This is a genomic window from Shewanella sp., from assembly GCF_013214165.1.
In the GTDB taxonomy this organism is placed as follows: Bacteria; Pseudomonadota; Gammaproteobacteria; order Enterobacterales; family Shewanellaceae; genus Shewanella.
The window spans coordinates 1-16,585 of record NZ_JABSSM010000010.1 but is presented as its reverse complement, the minus strand read 5'-3'; the positions used below and the strand labels follow the sequence as shown (position 1 = coordinate 16,585).

Below are 16,585 nucleotides of genomic sequence, written 5' to 3'. Positions count from 1 at the left end.
CTACGAAAAGACGGGACAGCCATATCTTTTGTCTTTTCAGTTATCCCCTACTAAGCTTTAAGTTATCTTGATTTAGCTTTTTATGAGGTAGCTTCTATGACTTCAGCTCGACGAACCCTTATCGACCCAGAATCGACTCCGTTTTATCATATAATAAATCGTGTGTTAGAAGAGCTTACCTTTGCGGTGAAGATAAATTGACAGGTAAAAGTTTCGAGCATAGACGCGGCTGGATTGTCGAAAAAGTTAAGGCTCTTTCTGCTATTTTTTGTATCGATGTCTGTGCCTATGCGGTGATGAATAATCACTATCATCTAGTGCTTAAAATTGACCTTGATAGAGCTAAGTCGCTGTCTAACCGCGAGGTGATCACACTTTGGTGTAAGGTGACTAAAGGACATGATGTAGCGACTAAATACATGAATGGCGACACCTTAATCGAGGGTGAGCGTCTACTGCTTGATGGTCTACTTGCTGAGTGGCAGGAACGTTTATCGAGTATTAGTTGGTTTATGAGGTGCCTTAATGAAGAGATAGCGCGCAAGGCCAATCGCGAAGATGAGTGCAAAGGGGCATTCTGGGAGGGGCGCTTTAAGAGCCAAGCCTTACTCGATGAACAGGCGCTGCTAGCATGCATGATGTACGTGGATTTAAATCCTATCAGAGCCGGGATTGCTAATACACTCCAAACATCTGATTTCACTTCTATTCAGGAGCGTATTACCGAACTAAATACCTCTGATAAAAACACTAAACCCAATGATGATAAATCAGCATCAACCTCGAGTGAGCCACTCCAACCCCTTGCCCAATTCGATGGTGCTACTCATCTAGCGACTCAATCAGGTATCCCATTTCATTTCTGTGATTACCTCCAACTTATCGATTGGACAGGCAGAGCCATTAGACCTGATAAAACAGGTTTTATTGATTCAAGCCAGCCTAAATTACTCAATGAACTTGGCATTGCACCCGAGGCTTGGATTACCTCAGCGAAAGAGTTTCGCCGCCAATACAGTGGTATTAGTGGTCGTTGGGATGCTATGTGCGCTTTCAAAAAGCAGCATAACTGTGGACTATGGTGTAAAGGCAAGGCCAGCAGTCATGCACTTCATCCATCTCCTTAGCAAGGTCTTCGGAAAGGCCTTCGCGGCTGAAGCCGCTCCTACGTTAAAAGGCTGGTCGATAAAAGCCGAATCGAAGAGAGCAATAACAGGGTGTGAACTCGGCTGCGAGCTTCCGAAACAAGGCCGTTCTATGACATCCCTGTTATCACGGCATTTGTGAATCCATTCACGTCAGACGTTTTGGCCGAGCCCACAGGGATGTGCTTGCGGTGCCTCGTAGAAGTGTTTACACATGAGCCTGCTGCAAGCAATAAACACCAATGAAGCTATGGTATTCATAAAGCTAACCAAATAACAAAATCAGCCACATGAACCCACAACAGATATTTCAGAAACTTGTTATCCGACAAGTAAACACGTTTATGTCCAGAAACGAGTTACAAACCAGTAGAACTGAAATCGAAGAAGAAACTTTCTCGAAACAAGAACAGGTGCAAACGCGGCTGTGACCTTCGGTTTCAGGGTGAGGTATCACGAAGTGATACTCTCCGAAAGAGAGGCTGGGATGCAAGATAAAGGGGTCGGAACTAATTAGAGGGGTTTCTGATAATTTAAGATGCTTTTTCTAATCATAGTTAGCTTGCTTAAATTCAATACACTAACAAGATTTTGTCCAGAAACGTGTGCCTAGCCAATATAATTCAAATCGAAGAAATAAATACTCAGGTGTGAACGCGGCTGTGACCTTCGAAAACAGGGATGTTTTCGTAGAGCTTACATGGATGTATTTACAGCGTGTCATAGAAGTGTTTGCACATTTAGCGAGCCGCAGGCTATAGATTAGAATGAAGCTATGGCATTCATAAAGCTAATCAAACAAAAAAAACAGCTCAATGAACCCACAACAGATATTTCAGAAACTTGTTATCCGACAAGTAAACAAGCTTTTGTCCAGAAACGAGTTACAAACCAGTAGAACTGAAATCGAAGAAGAAACTTTCTCGAAACAAGAACAGGTGCAAACGCGGCTGTGACCTTCGACAGCAAGGCGAGGTTTCACAGCGTGAAACTATCCGAGCGAGAGATAGGGTGAATATGGCAAGCCATAAGCTCATGAACGAGAAGCATGGTGAATATGGTAAAGCCATGAGCCTATGAACGAGAAGCATGGATGCTGAACTGGCCTTTTTATAGGGACATAATTGGCTGAACTGGCATTTGTATATGGACATATTTTGCCGAACTGGCCGTTAAACATGGACGTTGTTTGAAACCGCAGAGCGTATAGGGACCCTTTCCTTTAATGGAGAGGACAGCGTGTCACAGAACCTTCTCAAAATAAAGAGTGCACATCCCTCGCCGGGGAGGCGTTAGATAACAGCTAAGTCATGGTAATCAGTAAACCAACCAAACCCCAAAACCTGCCCAATGAATCCAATTCGAACTCGAACCAAATACTTCGAACTAGTATTTCCAAAAGCCGGGGTGGAACAAGACTGCCACCGTCAGTATTTCCAAGCGTCCTAACAACATACCGATTGCCAGTGCCCACTTAGCCACGTCGGGCAAGCTAGAGAAATTACCCGCTGGACCGATAATATGGCCCAGCCCCGGCCCTACATTAGTCACCGCCGTGATGGCGCCGGTAAAACTGGTGGTGGGATCGAGTCCCGTCATGACTAATATGACCGAAAGTGTGACTATCACGAACATGAATAGCAAGATAAAGGTCACCAGGGAGCGGACGATATCTTCACCTATGGGGCGGTTATTATAACGTTCCTTGAAGACTCCGTTAGGGTGGAACTGTTGCTTGAGCTGTTCTCGCATGATGGCGATGGCTATCTGAAAGCGGAATATCTTGATGCCACCCGAGGTCGATCCTGAGCAGCTCCCGGCGAACATCAAGAACAGGAAGGTCACATTGGCAAGTGCGCCCCAGGCGGTGTAATCAGTTAGTCCATAACCGGTAGTGGTGACCACTGAGACTACGTTGAAGCTGGCTAGACGCATGGCATCTATCGGGGGGATCTCGCGACTGTTCCAGAGCCAGAACGCCAGGCAAGATGACACAGTAAAGATGAATAGCAGGAAGCCTTTCACCTGGGCGTCGTTCCATACCAGTAAAGATCTCTGCTGAATACAGTTGACGAACATCAGCATCGGCAAGCCGCCGGCGGCCATAAAGACGATGCCGACCCAATGAGCATTATCGGAGAAAGCAGCCATCGAACTATCGGAAGTGGAGTAGCCGCCTGTAGAGAGGGTTGTCATGGCATGGTTGATCGCCGCAAACCAGCCCATGCCTGCCATATGGTAGGCGAATACACAGAATACCGTGAGTAAGATATAGATCAAGAACAGGTTCTTGGCCATGTCTTGGGTACGGGGAATCGCCTTGTCACTCCAGTCGGAGGATTCGGTTCTAAACAGCCGCATACCACCGACATTGAGAAAAGGTAGTACCGCCACGGCCATCACAATAAAGCCAATGCCACCAAGCCATTGTAATAGGGACCGCCAGATCAATATGCTGTGATCCATAGTGTCCAAGCCTGACAATACTGTCGAACCTGTGGTGGTGATCCCCGACATAGTCTCGAAGAAGGCGTCGGTATAGTTGATGCCATGGTAGAGGGTGAACGGCATGGCTGCGAAAATACTGACTATCAACCAAGTCAGGGTTGTCAGTAGGAACATGTCGCGAATATTTAGGCTGAGTTGCTTACTTTTCCCTTGGTGCATGCAAGCGGTAGCCAGCGTGGCCGTGATCAGAGATGAGATCATGAAGGCCCCAACGGTTTCTTCACTATAGAAGAGCGCGAAGAGCAAGGGGATAAACATAAATACCGACAGGGTCGACAAAAATATGCCCAAAATAAACAGCAGCGGCCGAAAGTTCAGCATGACTCAATCCTTTGAAAAACCAACGAGCGGCCGGTCTGTGCAATTTTCAGTAAAACCGAGTGTACAGCCAGGCCGCTATTCAAACGTGTTGTATGGGAAAGATTAAAAGAAGAATGCGCTCGGCTGGAAGAGTTTCTCAACTTCACCGATAAACTTCTTGTTTACCAAGAAGAGGACGACATGGTCGCCTTGCTCTATCACTGTCTTGTCATGAGCCATCAACACCTCTTCGTCTCGCACTATGGCACCGATAGTGGTACCCGGTGGTAGCTTGATATCGCCTATCTTCTTACCTACAACTTTAGAGGTCTTAGAATCACCGTGAGCTATGGCTTCAATGGCCTCGGCGGCCCCACGACGCAGGGAGTAGACGTTACAGATATCGCCCTGACGTATATGGGTCAGGAGTGCTGATATGGTGGCTTGCTGAGGAGAAATGGCAATATCGATATTGGCTTCCTGCACGATATCCACGTAAGCCTCGCGCTGGATCAGTACCATGACCTTTTTGGCCCCCATGCGCTTAGCGAGTAGTGCGGCCATGATGTTGGCCTCATCGTCATTGGTGACGGCGATAAACACATCGGTCTGATCGATATGTTCTTCGAGCAGGAGCTCTTGATCTGAAGCATCACCATGAAAAACAGTGGTGTTATCCAGTCGTTCGGAAAGTTCCTCGGCCCGCTCTTGTCTATGCTCAATAAGCTTGACTGAGTGATTGCGCTGCAGTTGTTTGGCGAGCCCCATGCCGATATTACCACCACCAGCAATCATGATATTACGGTAGGAGTTATCGAGCTTTTGCATCTCACTCATGACTGCGCGGATATGGCGACTATCGGCCAGAAAGAAGACTTCGTCATCGGCTTCGATGATCGTGGTACCGCGCGGCATGATGGGGCGACCTTGCCTGAAGATGGCCGCGACCCGGGTGTCGATATTAGGCATATGTTCGCGCAAGGTCGCGAGGGCGTTGCCCACCAAGGGACCACCATAATAGGCTTTTACCGCGACTAGGCTGAGACGCCCCTCGGCAAATTCTAATACCTGTAAGGCGCCGGGGTATTCCACCAGGCGGCGAATGTAGGAGGTTACTAACTGTTCTGGGGCGATAAGCTCATCGATAATGAAACCACCTCGGGTGCGATTATCACCCTGCTTGGTCTCACTGTTGAAAAACAACTTGTCTTTAATGGCTAGGTATTGCTCCGAACGGATCCGCGCTATCTTAGTCGGTGTTCCGAACAGGGTATAAGCGATCTGACAGGCCGCCATATTACACTCATCGCTGTTGGTCACGGCGATCAGCATATCGGCATCTTCGGCGCCCGCCTCCTTGAGTACATCCGGGTGAGCACCATTACCGTGTACGACGCGCAGATCGTATTTATCTTGCAATGAACGCAAGCGCGCCTTGTCGTAATCGACTATGGTGATGTCATTATTCTCACCGACTAAATTCTCAGCCAGTGTGCCTCCGACCTGACCGGCACCCAAAATGATAATCTTCATGGCCTTGCTTTATCCCTTCATTAGGCGAGCGTAATAGAATCCGTCCATATTCTCTGTGCCTGGGGTGATCTGCCAGCCGATATCGTCGGGATTTGGCTGCTCATCGATAGGAACTAGCTGGGCGTCGTCGGTTCTGGCTAAGAAGGAGCGGATCTGCTGTTCATTCTCTTGTGGGAGAATCGAGCAGGTTGCATACAGGAGTGTGCCACCTGGCTTAAGCCACTGCCAGCAATGATCTAAAATTTTACTCTGCAGTGAGGCTAACTCATCAATATCGGTCTGTTTTCTTAGCCATTTGATATCCGGGTGACGACGTATCACGCCAGTTGCCGAACAAGGGGCGTCGAGTAAGATGCGATCGAACTTGTCACCTTGCCACCAAGAATCGATATCGGCAGCATCGCCATGAACTAGCTTGGCCTTGAGTGATAGGCGGTCCAGGTTTTGTTGCACCCGCTCGAGACGTTTCTCATCGAAATCGACCGCGACCAGTTCAATCTTCGCCAGCTCTAATAGATGGCAAGTCTTGCCACCCGGCGCTGCACAAGCATCGAGTACCAGATCACCATCTTTAGGGGCCAGTAACGTGGCGGCCCACTGAGCCGCACCATCCTGAACCGAGGCGGCGCCTTGTTCAAAACCTGGCAGTTGAGCTACGTCGCGAGGGCTCTCGAGTAAGATAGCATCGCTGCTCTTGCCTGCAGAAGCCGAGATCTCTATTTCCGCTAAGGCGGCAAGATACTCATCCCGAGTCTGTGACTGTTTATTATTGCGCAGCCACATCGGTGGACGCTGATGACTCTGCTCGATAACCTCTTGCCAGTTTTCTGGGTAAGCGGCTTTAAGGCGCTTAACAATCCAGGCAGGGGTGTTGAAGGCTAAGGTGTCGTTATCAGTCGGCAGAGGCTTCTCTTGACGCTGAATGTTACGCAGCACCCCATTAACCACTTTCACCAAGCCTTCAAACTTAAGCTGTCTGCAGGCTTCAGCAGTTTCTGAAATCGCAGCATGGCTGGGAATTCGGGTAAAATAGAGTTGATAGCAACCTATAAGCAGCAGTTGGTGAACGATTCGCTGCTTGCCTTTTAATGGTTTGCTCATGCAGTCGCTGACCAACTTATCCAGCTGGGGCAGGTGGCGCATCACGCCGTAGCTAAGCTCTGCAAGTAGGGCCTTATCTTTGCCACTCTCTAGGTGTTTCTGTTGATCGGGAAGGGCGACGGATAACGAGATGCCTTTCTCAAGCACCTGAAATGCGACTTTTGCCGCCAGTGCGCGCAAGTTCATTAGCTAGCCTCTTTGTTTTTTAAGCGTGTGCCTGGAGTAAACCAATCACCGCGAGAATTTAGTATGTCGCCGACACTCAGTGGCTTCTTACCCGGTAACTGCATGTTCTGCAGACTCAGCACCCCTTCACCTGTCGCTATCTCTATGCCGCTCTTGTCGGCTGAGATGATGGTGCCTGCCGGTGCATCGCTAATAGATCCACTCACCTTAGCCTGTCTGACCTTGATACTGGCATCGTTGTGACTGAAGTGGCTGATAGGCCAAGGATTAAAGGCGCGTATTTCGCGCCAAAGCTGCAGTGCCGATTTATTCCAATCGAGCTCGGCTTCTTCTTTACTCAGCTTGTGGGCGTAGTTCGCCAGAGTTTCATCTTGCTTCTCGGCCTCGAGTTCACCCTTCGCCAGACCGGTTAATGCTTGAATAAGTGCATCTGGTCCTTGTAGTGCCAACTTGTCATAGAGGCTCCCTGAGGTGTCATCATCTTCGATAGTCAGCTTAGTCTTGAGAAGCATATCACCGGTATCCAGACCTAGGTCCATCTGCATTATGGTGATACCTGTCTCTTTATCACCGGCCCAGAGTGCTCTTTGTATCGGCGCAGCGCCGCGCCAGCGGGGAAGGATTGAACCGTGGACATTGATACAGCCTAGTCTTGGGGTATCCAACACCACTTGTGGCAAGATTAAACCATAGGCGACGACCACCATAAGGTCGGCATTTAAGCCGCTTAATTCCTGCTGGGCCGCTTCATCACGTAAGGACTTGGGTTGGTAAACAGGAATGTTATGCTCTAGCGCTAAGACTTTTACCGGACTAGCCTGTAATTTTTTGCCTCTTCCTGCGGGGCGATCTGGCTGAGAATAGACACCAATAACATTATGTTCAGAGTCTATCAGGGCTTGCAGGTGGCGAGCGGCGAAGTCCGGAGTACCGGCAAAAACGATATTTAATGGTTTCAAGATTAGGCTATCCCTGTTTTGCTTCTAGTCGTGCGGCTTTTTCCAGCTTTTGCTTGATGCGCTGACGCTTTAGGGGCGACAGGTAATCGACAAATAACTTGCCTTTGAGGTGGTCTAGTTCGTGCTGTAGACAGATGGCGAATAAGCCATCGGCATCGAGAGTGAACTCATTACCATCTCGATCCAGAGCCTTGATGGTGACATGCTCGGCACGCTCAATGTCGGCATAGATCCCAGGTACAGACAGACAGCCTTCTTCGTTGGAAAAGTGGCCACTGCTGGCTACAATTTCCATATTAATGAAGACCTTTGGTCTCTCTACTTCATCTTGAAGATCCATGATAATCAATTGCCTATGGTAATCGACCTGGGTTGCGGCTAGGCCAATCCCCTTCTCTTCGTACATGGTTTCAAACATATTATCGATTTGAGTTTGCAGGCCAGTGTTAAACTCTGTAACAGGCTTGGCAAACGTGCGTAATCTTTCATCGGGAAAACGTAAAACTTTTAGTAAACTCATACTTAAACTCTTAACAAGTCTGTCAAATCATTATCAGTTGGTTATACTGACTTTAGCTAATGGGTCAATTTTAATCCTTAGTGGCAATCAATAACAGCAAAAGCTCTCTATATCACCAAACTAGTTTTATCTTTCGAGTGCTTCCTGCAAGGGAGAGCGTGTTATATAGAGAACAAAAAGTGTGGGAACCCCGATGAAACGATTAATTTTACTCGGTTTAATTTTATTAAATTGCTCTTTTGTGTTCGCCGATACCCTGACATTGAAATCAGGGCACCCGGACTCCTATGTGGTGGAGAAGGGAGATACCCTTTGGGATATCTCTGCATATTTCCTAAAAAATCCTTGGCGCTGGCCTAATCTTTGGGGGACCAACCCTCAAATCGCTAATCCCCATCTCATCTATCCTGGTGACAGGCTGACTCTAGTCTTTATCGACGGTGAACCTAAATTGGTCGTTAAACCGCATATTCGTAAGTCTCCTCAAGGCAGAATAATGGCTAAAGATGGAGCAATCCCAGCCATCGATCTTGCGTTAATCAGACCATATCTAGTTCAGAACCGGGTAGTAGACAGTGACTGGTTCGGAACTCTGCCTATGGTGTTAGGCGGTGAGAGTGAATCCAGACATCATATCGTTGGCGATGTGATTTATATTCAAGCCGAACTTACCTTAGGTGATAAATTTGGTGTCTATAAGCAAGGTCGTGATTTTGTCAGCAAGGACGGAGACGATCTTGGCGTCGAGGCGATATTAACCGCCAGTGGTCGTGTCATCGAGTCCGGTTCTGTCTCTAAAATTAAATTACTGAGTAATTTTCGTGAGACAGTCGCGGGTAACCGAGTGATGCCAATCGAAGACGATTCATTAATGTCCGCTTATTTTATGCCTAGAGCTGCCGAGCTTTCATCTCCAGCATCTGTGCTAGCCTCTGAGAAACATCTGCGTGAGATGGGGAAACTCGATGTTGTTTATATAGATAAAGGCAGCGAGGATGGTGTCGAGTCCGGTCATGTCTTCTCTATCTATAGAGATGGCTTAGATATCGTGATTAATGGTGATGGTCAGCCCGTAATACCGACAGAGCGAAGTGCATACGAGACTCTGTTGTCGAGTGTGTCTGCCGCTAACGCTATCAAGATGCCGGATATCTATCGAGGCAACTTGATGGTGTTCAAGGTGTTCGACAAGACCAGCATGGGACTCATCATGGTTAACGAGAAGCCAGTTAGAGTAGAAGATAAGCTAGTAACCCCAGATGCGCTCCTTATCGGTGAGTAAAGAGTCAGCGAATGAAGCATTAGAACTGGACAAATAAACTGATTGGCAGTTGAGGGAACACAGATAAGTTTCATTTATATCGTTGCTATCGAGTTCTATTCTTATTATGCAATATAGCGAGTGAGGTGAAAAAATTACCGATAAACTGGTCGACTGGCTGGTTGTTAGTGCTGTATCCGGCCTAGGACCCGCCCGGACCCAACAACTGCTCAACTACATGGATGTAGAGGAACTCAGACAGGTGTTAGAGCATGAACCCGATGCTCTGCCGCTACCTGAGAGTTTACTCAAGCGTTCACTCACTCCCGACTTTTCTCGTGTCGAGTCTGCCTTGTCGTGGCAACAAGCTGCGGATAATCATTATATATTGACCTTAGACGATCCCGACTACCCTTATCTGCTCAAGCAGATAATCGATCCGCCAACGATCATATTCGTCAAAGGAGAGCTGCATGCGTTGAAGTTTCCAAGTATTGCGATTGTTGGTAGCAGGGCCGCATCACAAACAGGACTGCAGATAGCCTATCGGTTGGCTGCTGAGATCACAGGTTTAGGTTTTGCTGTTGTGAGTGGTATGGCTGTAGGCATCGATGGCTCGGCTCATCAAGCATGTATCGATAATGATGGCAGAACTTTGGCAGTTTTGGGGACGGGAACCGATGTTATCTATCCTCGCAGACACAGGGCAATCTATGAAAAAATTCAGCACCATGGAGCCATAGTCAGTGAGTTTTGGCCTGGTACTAAACCTTTCGCCGGTAATTTTCCGAAACGTAATAGGATAATCAGCGGTCTATCTTTAGGTACCCTAGTGGTAGAAGCCTGTAGAAAAAGCGGTTCACTCATTACCGCCAAACAGGCATTGGAGCAAGGCCGTGAGGTGTTCGCGGTTCCTGGTAATATTCTGGCTGGTCAGAGTCAAGGTTGCCATGACCTTCTCAAAGATGGGGCAAAGCTGGTAGAGAATGCGGCCGATATAATCGAAGAAGTTAGCGCTTTATCGGATTTTCACCTTGAAGAACTGAGAAGGCGTCACCATATAGAGGGGGTTAAGGCCATTAATTTGCCATTTGCCTCACTGTTAGCTAGTGTAGGATATGAGACCACAACAATAGATGATGTGGTTGAGCATAGTGGAAAGGCCATAGATTTAGTATTAGAGCAAATGCTTGAACTTGAATTACAAGGTTGGGTCGCTGTAGTACCCGGTGGTTATATAAGACTAAAGAGGAGCTAGCCATGTTTGATATCCTCATGTATCTATTTGAAAACTATGTTCACAGTGAAGTAGAGTTTTTAGTGGATGAAGATGAGCTTACCCAAGAGCTCACCCGTGCTGGTTTTCATCAGTCCGATATAGTTAAAGCCATCTCTTGGCTTGAACATTTAGCCGAGTTACAGGAAGGGGATACGCCTTACCTGTGTGATCATGCTCAACATTCATTCAGAATTTATACTCAGAATGAGATGGATAAGCTAGATGTCGAGTGTAGAGGTTTTCTGTTATTTTTAGAGCAGATAAAAGTGCTAAGCGTTATAACCCGTGAGATGGTCATAGACCGTGTCATGGAACTCGATGAGCCGATGTTAATATTGGAAGATCTTAAGTGGGTCGTGCTTATGGTGTTATTTAATGCGCCAGGTAATGAGTCAGCTTATGAAAAAATGGAAGATCTTATCTTCGAGCAGCCTGACGGTCGATTGCATTCCTAGTTATATCAGCACTAATTATCTGTTTATTTCATGTGATAAAAAAGGAGGCCTAGCCTCCTTTTTTGATTAATAATGCCTGTGAGCATCATCCTTTATCAGGTGTGCCGGGGCTAAGTAATCACGATAGCTGTAGCGGTTCTGTTTGTGCAGTCTAGGCTTAGCGTGATCTTCGCTATCATCATACTGCTCGGCTCGATCCGCTAGCCAGCGGCTGAATTCGTCTTGATGCCGAGTCAGTTTTGCAAGTAATTCATCATAACCCTCGAAGTAGTCTGTCTTAAGATATTGACTCACCATCACTATCCTTCCTCGCGACATTGAGCAGCAAGCCGTAAGCTCTAAGCGTCTCCCATAGGGCGTAATCATGTTCTGCATCACTGGCACTCTTAGCGAGTTGGATGAATTGATTATCGAGAAGGGGGCTCAATCTTGCTAGTGCACTCGCTTGCTCGTTGTTGGCGTAGTAGCGATATAGCGTGACGGCAAACTGCTCTTGCAGTCTGGCTGATGCAACGAAAACCTCAGTAGAGGCTAAATTGCTTAATCCAGATGTTAGCAAGGCAAAGCTATAGTCATCTAATTCATCTACTGGGCCGAAGTAGCTAAAAGCTCTTAAATAGTAGAGTAAGCTATTGGCTTCAGATAAACTGGCTGTGGTATATAATCTGGCTGCAGCTTGCTCGAAGGCACCTTGAGTAAGCAATGGGCTACTGGCATCGAATAGACTTTCGTCTGAGGCTTGAGTAATTTTTTGTAACAGTCTCGTGTCGGTGATGATTTGAGCTGAGGTACTGCAGGCCGTTAGCCCTACAAGAGTAGGCTGAGCTATCGCAAGAGCCAAAACTGACTTGCGCAACATAAGACTCATTCCATTTTTGCATACAATATACTTACATTGTTTATATAAACCTAGTGCTATTTAATCTTCTAAGACATTTCCCTGTATTGGCTTTGCTTGGTAAAATGGCTGATAGCCGATTTTACCGAGAATTCCATGTCTAAAATTGATGATCAATTGTTTAGTTCCCATGAACATGCCTTAGAGAAAGAGTATGAGCTCTGCCCTAAGTGCGGCAGTGAGCTATCGGTTCGGCATAGTAAACATGGCGGTTTCATTGGCTGTAATAGTTATCCTGTATGTGATTACACCAGGCCGTTAGTGCAACATGAGTCTATTGATACTCAAGTCATCCCTGGCTCAGAGTGCCCCGAGTGTGGTCATGAGCTGGCGGTAAAGTCTGGACGATTTGGCATTTTTATCGGCTGTACAAATTACCCTGATTGTAAGCATATTGAAAAGCATGATAAGGAAGAGCCAGAAGATCAGATAGCTTGCCCAAGTTGTAAAACGGGGAAAATTGAGCATAGAACCAGTCGCTTTGGTAAAAGTTTTTATGCCTGCAGTGGCTACCCTAAGTGTAAGTTTTTAGTGAACTATCGACCCGTAGCCGAAGCGTGTCCCGAGTGTGGTTTCGGTATCTTGGTAGAGAGGAAAGGGGCCGCAGGATCACGTGTGGAGTGCCCGAAGAAGACTTGCAAGTATAAGAGAGCAATCTAAGTAATTTCTTATCGCTTTGAAACTATGATGGATTTTATCGGCTTTAATGCCTATTCATATATTCGTCTCCACAATCTCTGTATAATCCACCCGATCGAGTGATGGGGCGGTGAGTTCTTTTATGGCTAAATTATTGAATTTGATTGAAGGTAACGATACATGTTGCACTTAGACCCATCAGAAATTTCTGAGGTGATTGAAAATGGAGGAGTGATCGCCTATCCAACCGAGGCTGTGTATGGCTTAGGCTGTGATCCTGATAATGATGTAGCGATAGAGAAGTTACTCGGATTGAAACAGCGTCCTTGGCAGAAGGGATTGATCTTAGTCGCCAGCGATTATTCTCAGCTCGCCCCCTATCTCGATGACACTCAGTTGACGAGAAAACAGCTTGAGTCAGTGTTTTCTAAATGGCCCGGCCCTTTCACCTTTATTATGCCTATAAGATCCGATATTTCTAAGCTACTCTGTGGCAGCTTTAATTCATTGGCGGTTAGGGTTTCCGCCCATCCTGGAATACATGCTATCTGCAACAATTTGGGGAAACCTCTGGTGTCTACCAGTGCAAATATTACCGGTCAACAACCAGCAATGAGTTTGGATGAAGTGACCGCACAATTTGAAGGTGTGATAGCAGGCGTAGCCACTGGAGAATTAGGCTTGGATACAAGCCCTTCGACGATAATCGACGCCATCAGCGGCAAGGTCTTACGCTAAACACTTAAATAAAAGGCGCTACATAAGTGCCAGCTTATAAATATAAAAGAAAAGGAATCCATATGTCAGTACCTGACATCAGTGCAGTAAAATTATTTTTACTCGGCCTGCAGCAGCAAATCTGTGAAGGTCTGGAACAGCTCGATGGCAAGGGAAAGTTTAAGGCTGACTCCTGGGAGCGAGAAGAAGGTGGCGGAGGCACGAGCCGGGTACTAACCAAGGGTGCCGTATTCGAGCAAGCGGGTGTTAATTTTTCCCATGTGACAGGCGCTTCAATGCCAGCATCGGCAACGGCCCATCGCCCGGAACTTGCAGGCCGTAGTTTCGAGGCTATGGGGGTGTCACTGGTCATTCATCCTAATAACCCCTATATTCCGACGACTCATGCGAACGTGCGTTTCTTCATCGCATCTAAACAGGGAGCCGATCCGGTTTGGTGGTTTGGCGGGGGATTCGATCTGACTCCATATTACCCATTCGAGGAAGATGTCATTGAGTGGCACCAACATTCAAAGTCGTTCTGTGATCCATTCGGTGATGAGGTTTACCCTAAATATAAGCAGTGGTGTGATGAATACTTCTATTTGCCCCATAGAGATGAGACTCGCGGTGTCGGTGGGCTCTTTTTCGATGATCTTAACCAAGAAGGTTTCGATACTAGCTTCGAATTCATGCAAGCGGTCGGTACTGGCTTCTTAACCGCCTATGCCCCAATCGTTAAGCGCCGTAAAGATACTGAATATGGTGAGAAGGAACGCGACTTCCAACTTTACCGTCGTGGCCGCTATGTCGAATTTAATCTCGTGTATGACAGAGGCACCTTGTTCGGACTGCAAACTGGTGGCAGGACCGAGTCAATCTTGATGTCAATGCCCCCCTTGGTCCGTTGGGAGTATATGTACACACCAGCAGCTGGATCGCCCGAAGCCTTGCTTTATACCGACTTCCTTAAGCCGAGAGACTGGCTGGGTTTGAATAAGTAGATAGTTAACTAGGTGTAACCAGTGAGCCATATTTAGCTTGTTGGTTACGCATATTATCGGCTAATACATTGATAGCTGATAAATTGCTTGCCAATGGTTTAATCAGATTGGATTCGACTCTGGAGATAAACGATGACAGACAGATATGCCGTTTTTGGCAACCCGATAGCCCACAGTAAATCTCCATTTATACATGGTTTATTTGCCGAAGAGACGGAGCAAGCATTAGTGTATGAGGCCTTGCTGGCCCCTATCGATGGTTTCGAAAAAAGCCTGTCGGCGTTTTGGCTCAATAAGGGCAAGGGAGCCAATGTTACCGTCCCCTTTAAAGAGCAGGCATTTAAATTATGCGATGAGTTGAGTGAATTGGCTCAGTTGGCGGGAGCGGTTAATACCTTAACCTTATTAGAGAACGGCGATATTCGTGGTGACAATACCGATGGTCTAGGTCTGGTAGCCGATCTGCAAGGTAACTTTGGTAGCTTAGTCGGAAAACGAGTGCTGCTCTTGGGGGCCGGTGGAGCGGCAAGGGGCTGCATTTTGCCGCTGTTAAATACCGAGATTGCCGAGCTCTGTATCCACAACAGAACTCATCAGAAAGCGCAAGTGCTAGCGGAACTGTTTGCTGAATATGGAAACATCAGGGCTATAGCGACTAATGAGCTGACAGCTTCATTCGATATCATCATCAATTCTACTTCTTCAAGCTTATCCGGTGATGTTCCACAGATCCCCGAGTCAGTCATAGATGCAGACACAAGGTGCTACGACATGATGTACAGCAAGCAGATGACTTCGTTTAATTCTTGGGCCTCATCCTTGGGAGCGAGTGCTGTGGTCGATGGCTTAGGTATGCTAGTAGGGCAAGCTGCTAAGAGTTTTGAATTATGGCGTGGTGTTAGGCCCAAGGTGACAACAGCTTTAGCTGCATTAAGAATAAAGTTGGATGCAGAATGAATCAGAGTGTTTTATTTCCGGACTTACAAGATTGGGATGACACTAAGCAGCAGGTTATTTTTCCGGCTCAGGTTCAGGGAGTTAATATACAATGTCGAATAAGTCTATCAAGATTAACTAAGCTGCATGGTGAGGAGTTGACGGGGGAAGCCGAAGTGCTCGCTGCCTTCGAAGCATGCCGTTTCGATATCGAAGACTATATAGAAGAGCTCATCGAACAGGAGATGTTCGATGAGGATGGAGCAGTGAGTTGGCGCTAATTGCCTTGTTATTGCTAAAGGCTTGGCCTAGCTCACTGAGGGGCATGTTGCCTTTAACTAGACTGGAGTGACTATCTCTTCATCTAGATACTCATTCTTGAGTCGAACATAATTATCGGCTGACTGTGGTAGAAATTGCAGTTCTGCTTCGGTCAGGGCTCGGACTTGTTTTGCCGGGCTACCTACATATAAGTGGCCACTCTTTAGTACCTTGCCAGGAGGAACTAATGAACCCGCGCCTAAGATCACATCATCTTCTAATATGGCACCGTCCAGAATGATGGCTCCCATACCGACTAAGATACGATTGCCAACGCTGCAACCATGGAGCATAGCCTTATGTCCTATGGTGACGTCATCGCCTATTAATAGAGGGTGGCCGTCAGGATTGGCGGGAGACTTGCGCGTGACATGAAGAATTGCCCCGTCTTGTACATTAGTCCTCTTGCCTATTCTCATGTGATTCACATCACCGCGCGCGGCTACTAAAGGCCAAATACTAGCATCAGTATCTAAAAATATGTCGCCGACTAGTACACAGGCATCATCTAGGTATACAGAATCATCGAATTGAGGGCTTACCCCTTTGTAGGCTCTTAATGAAACAGGCACTGAAACTCCTTAAATATAGGTTTGAAGCGTAATACAGGCATTATAATGCTTAAAAAGTAGGAGGTCAGGCTAAATAACATTCAAACGGATAAGAAAAGGGAATTAACTCAATATTAGCCCTTGCGCTCTGGGCTGACATCCCTATAATGCGCATCCACTGACACGGCAACCCAGTCTTGTTAAACCAAGCTGAAACGCAGTCAGGGCAACAAGTAAGCTTGTTTTTTCATCGTTTTAAACGATTGAAATTA

The 16,585-nt window shown here is 46.9% G+C and carries 16 protein-coding genes and 1 pseudogene; 9 read left to right on the top strand and 8 right to left on the bottom strand.

All coding sequences use genetic code 11. The annotated features are described in order from the left end of the window. The first annotated feature begins 96 nt into the window (after window positions 1-96). A pseudogene (locus HRU42_RS04425) lies at window positions 97-1,127 on the top strand (transposase). A gap of 1,404 nt (window positions 1,128-2,531) precedes the next feature. Here the strand turns inward: HRU42_RS04425 and HRU42_RS04420 are convergent. From HRU42_RS04420 to def, 5 genes are all read right to left on the bottom strand, one after another. Next, complete coding sequence (locus HRU42_RS04420; protein ID WP_295029134.1) at window positions 2,532-3,974, bottom strand: TrkH family potassium uptake protein; 1,443 nt, start codon at window positions 3,972-3,974, stop codon at window positions 2,532-2,534. A 102-nt stretch (window positions 3,975-4,076) separates the two neighbouring features. Next, window positions 4,077-5,486, bottom strand: a complete 1,410-nt coding sequence (gene trkA / locus HRU42_RS04415; RefSeq protein ID WP_295029133.1) for a Trk system potassium transporter TrkA — start codon at window positions 5,484-5,486, stop codon at window positions 4,077-4,079. A 9-nt stretch (window positions 5,487-5,495) separates the two neighbouring features. Then, window positions 5,496-6,773: a 16S rRNA (cytosine(967)-C(5))-methyltransferase RsmB gene (gene rsmB / locus HRU42_RS04410; protein WP_295029132.1), complete on the bottom strand. Its 1,278-nt coding sequence runs from the start codon at window positions 6,771-6,773 to the stop codon at window positions 5,496-5,498. Beyond that, complete coding sequence (gene fmt / locus HRU42_RS04405; RefSeq protein ID WP_295029131.1) at window positions 6,773-7,732, bottom strand: methionyl-tRNA formyltransferase; 960 nt, start codon at window positions 7,730-7,732, stop codon at window positions 6,773-6,775. Before fmt ends, rsmB begins: the two co-directional genes overlap by 1 nt. 7 nt (window positions 7,733-7,739) lie before the next feature. Then, the gene (gene def / locus HRU42_RS04400) at window positions 7,740-8,252 is read right to left on the bottom strand and encodes a peptide deformylase (protein WP_295029130.1); all 513 of its coding nucleotides are present in this window, start codon (window positions 8,250-8,252) and stop codon (window positions 7,740-7,742) included. Between the two features lie 181 nt (window positions 8,253-8,433). Between def and HRU42_RS04395 the strand changes: the two genes are divergently transcribed. The 3 genes from HRU42_RS04395 to HRU42_RS04385 all read left to right on the top strand — a co-directional run bounded on the left by HRU42_RS04395 (window position 8,434) and on the right by HRU42_RS04385 (window position 11,247). Then, window positions 8,434-9,534 carry a LysM peptidoglycan-binding domain-containing protein gene (locus tag HRU42_RS04395; protein ID WP_295029129.1) on the top strand — a complete coding sequence of 367 codons (1,101 nt, stop codon included), beginning with the start codon at window positions 8,434-8,436 and terminating at the stop codon, window positions 9,532-9,534. A gap of 217 nt (window positions 9,535-9,751) precedes the next feature. Next, complete coding sequence (gene dprA, locus HRU42_RS04390; RefSeq protein WP_295029128.1) at window positions 9,752-10,771, top strand: DNA-processing protein DprA; 1,020 nt, start codon at window positions 9,752-9,754, stop codon at window positions 10,769-10,771. 2 nt (window positions 10,772-10,773) lie between these two features. Then, a complete protein-coding gene (locus HRU42_RS04385) occupies window positions 10,774-11,247 on the top strand; it encodes a DUF494 family protein (RefSeq protein ID WP_295029127.1) in 474 nt (157 codons plus the stop codon). A 66-nt stretch (window positions 11,248-11,313) separates the two neighbouring features. Here the strand turns inward: HRU42_RS04385 and HRU42_RS04380 are convergent, their stop codons facing one another. Together HRU42_RS04380 and HRU42_RS04375 are read right to left on the bottom strand one after the other, a co-directional pair. Then, window positions 11,314-11,541 carry a hypothetical protein gene (locus tag HRU42_RS04380; protein WP_295029126.1) on the bottom strand — a complete coding sequence of 76 codons (228 nt, stop codon included), beginning with the start codon at window positions 11,539-11,541 and terminating at the stop codon, window positions 11,314-11,316. After that, complete coding sequence (locus tag HRU42_RS04375; protein ID WP_295029125.1) at window positions 11,525-12,106, bottom strand: hypothetical protein; 582 nt, start codon at window positions 12,104-12,106, stop codon at window positions 11,525-11,527. The genes HRU42_RS04380 and HRU42_RS04375 overlap by 17 nt, the downstream gene beginning before the upstream one ends. A 135-nt stretch (window positions 12,107-12,241) precedes the next feature. Here HRU42_RS04375 and HRU42_RS04370 point away from each other — a divergent pair, with 135 nt between their 5' ends. The 5 genes from HRU42_RS04370 (at window position 12,242) to HRU42_RS04350 (ending at window position 15,722) form a co-directional block, all read left to right on the top strand. Further along, window positions 12,242-12,805: a topoisomerase DNA-binding C4 zinc finger domain-containing protein gene (locus HRU42_RS04370; protein ID WP_295029124.1), complete on the top strand. Its 564-nt coding sequence runs from the start codon at window positions 12,242-12,244 to the stop codon at window positions 12,803-12,805. A gap of 159 nt (window positions 12,806-12,964) precedes the next feature. Beyond that, complete coding sequence (locus tag HRU42_RS04365; protein WP_295029123.1) at window positions 12,965-13,522, top strand: L-threonylcarbamoyladenylate synthase; 558 nt, start codon at window positions 12,965-12,967, stop codon at window positions 13,520-13,522. Window positions 13,523-13,584: 62 nt separating this feature from the next. Beyond that, complete coding sequence (gene hemF, locus HRU42_RS04360; RefSeq protein WP_295029122.1) at window positions 13,585-14,505, top strand: oxygen-dependent coproporphyrinogen oxidase; 921 nt, start codon at window positions 13,585-13,587, stop codon at window positions 14,503-14,505. A gap of 132 nt (window positions 14,506-14,637) precedes the next feature. Then, window positions 14,638-15,462, top strand: coding sequence for a shikimate dehydrogenase (gene aroE / locus HRU42_RS04355; RefSeq protein ID WP_295029121.1), 825 nt, complete (start codon window positions 14,638-14,640; stop codon window positions 15,460-15,462). Next, window positions 15,459-15,722, top strand: a complete 264-nt coding sequence (locus HRU42_RS04350) for a DUF1488 domain-containing protein (RefSeq protein WP_295029120.1) — start codon at window positions 15,459-15,461, stop codon at window positions 15,720-15,722. Before aroE ends, HRU42_RS04350 begins: the two co-directional genes overlap by 4 nt. Before the next feature lie 57 nt (window positions 15,723-15,779). Here HRU42_RS04350 and HRU42_RS04345 read toward each other — a convergent pair whose 3' ends face one another. Beyond that, on the bottom strand, window positions 15,780-16,334 hold the full coding sequence (locus tag HRU42_RS04345) for a gamma carbonic anhydrase family protein (RefSeq protein WP_295029119.1): 555 nt from the start codon (window positions 16,332-16,334) through the stop codon (window positions 15,780-15,782). Window positions 16,335-16,585 lie beyond the last annotated feature (251 nt).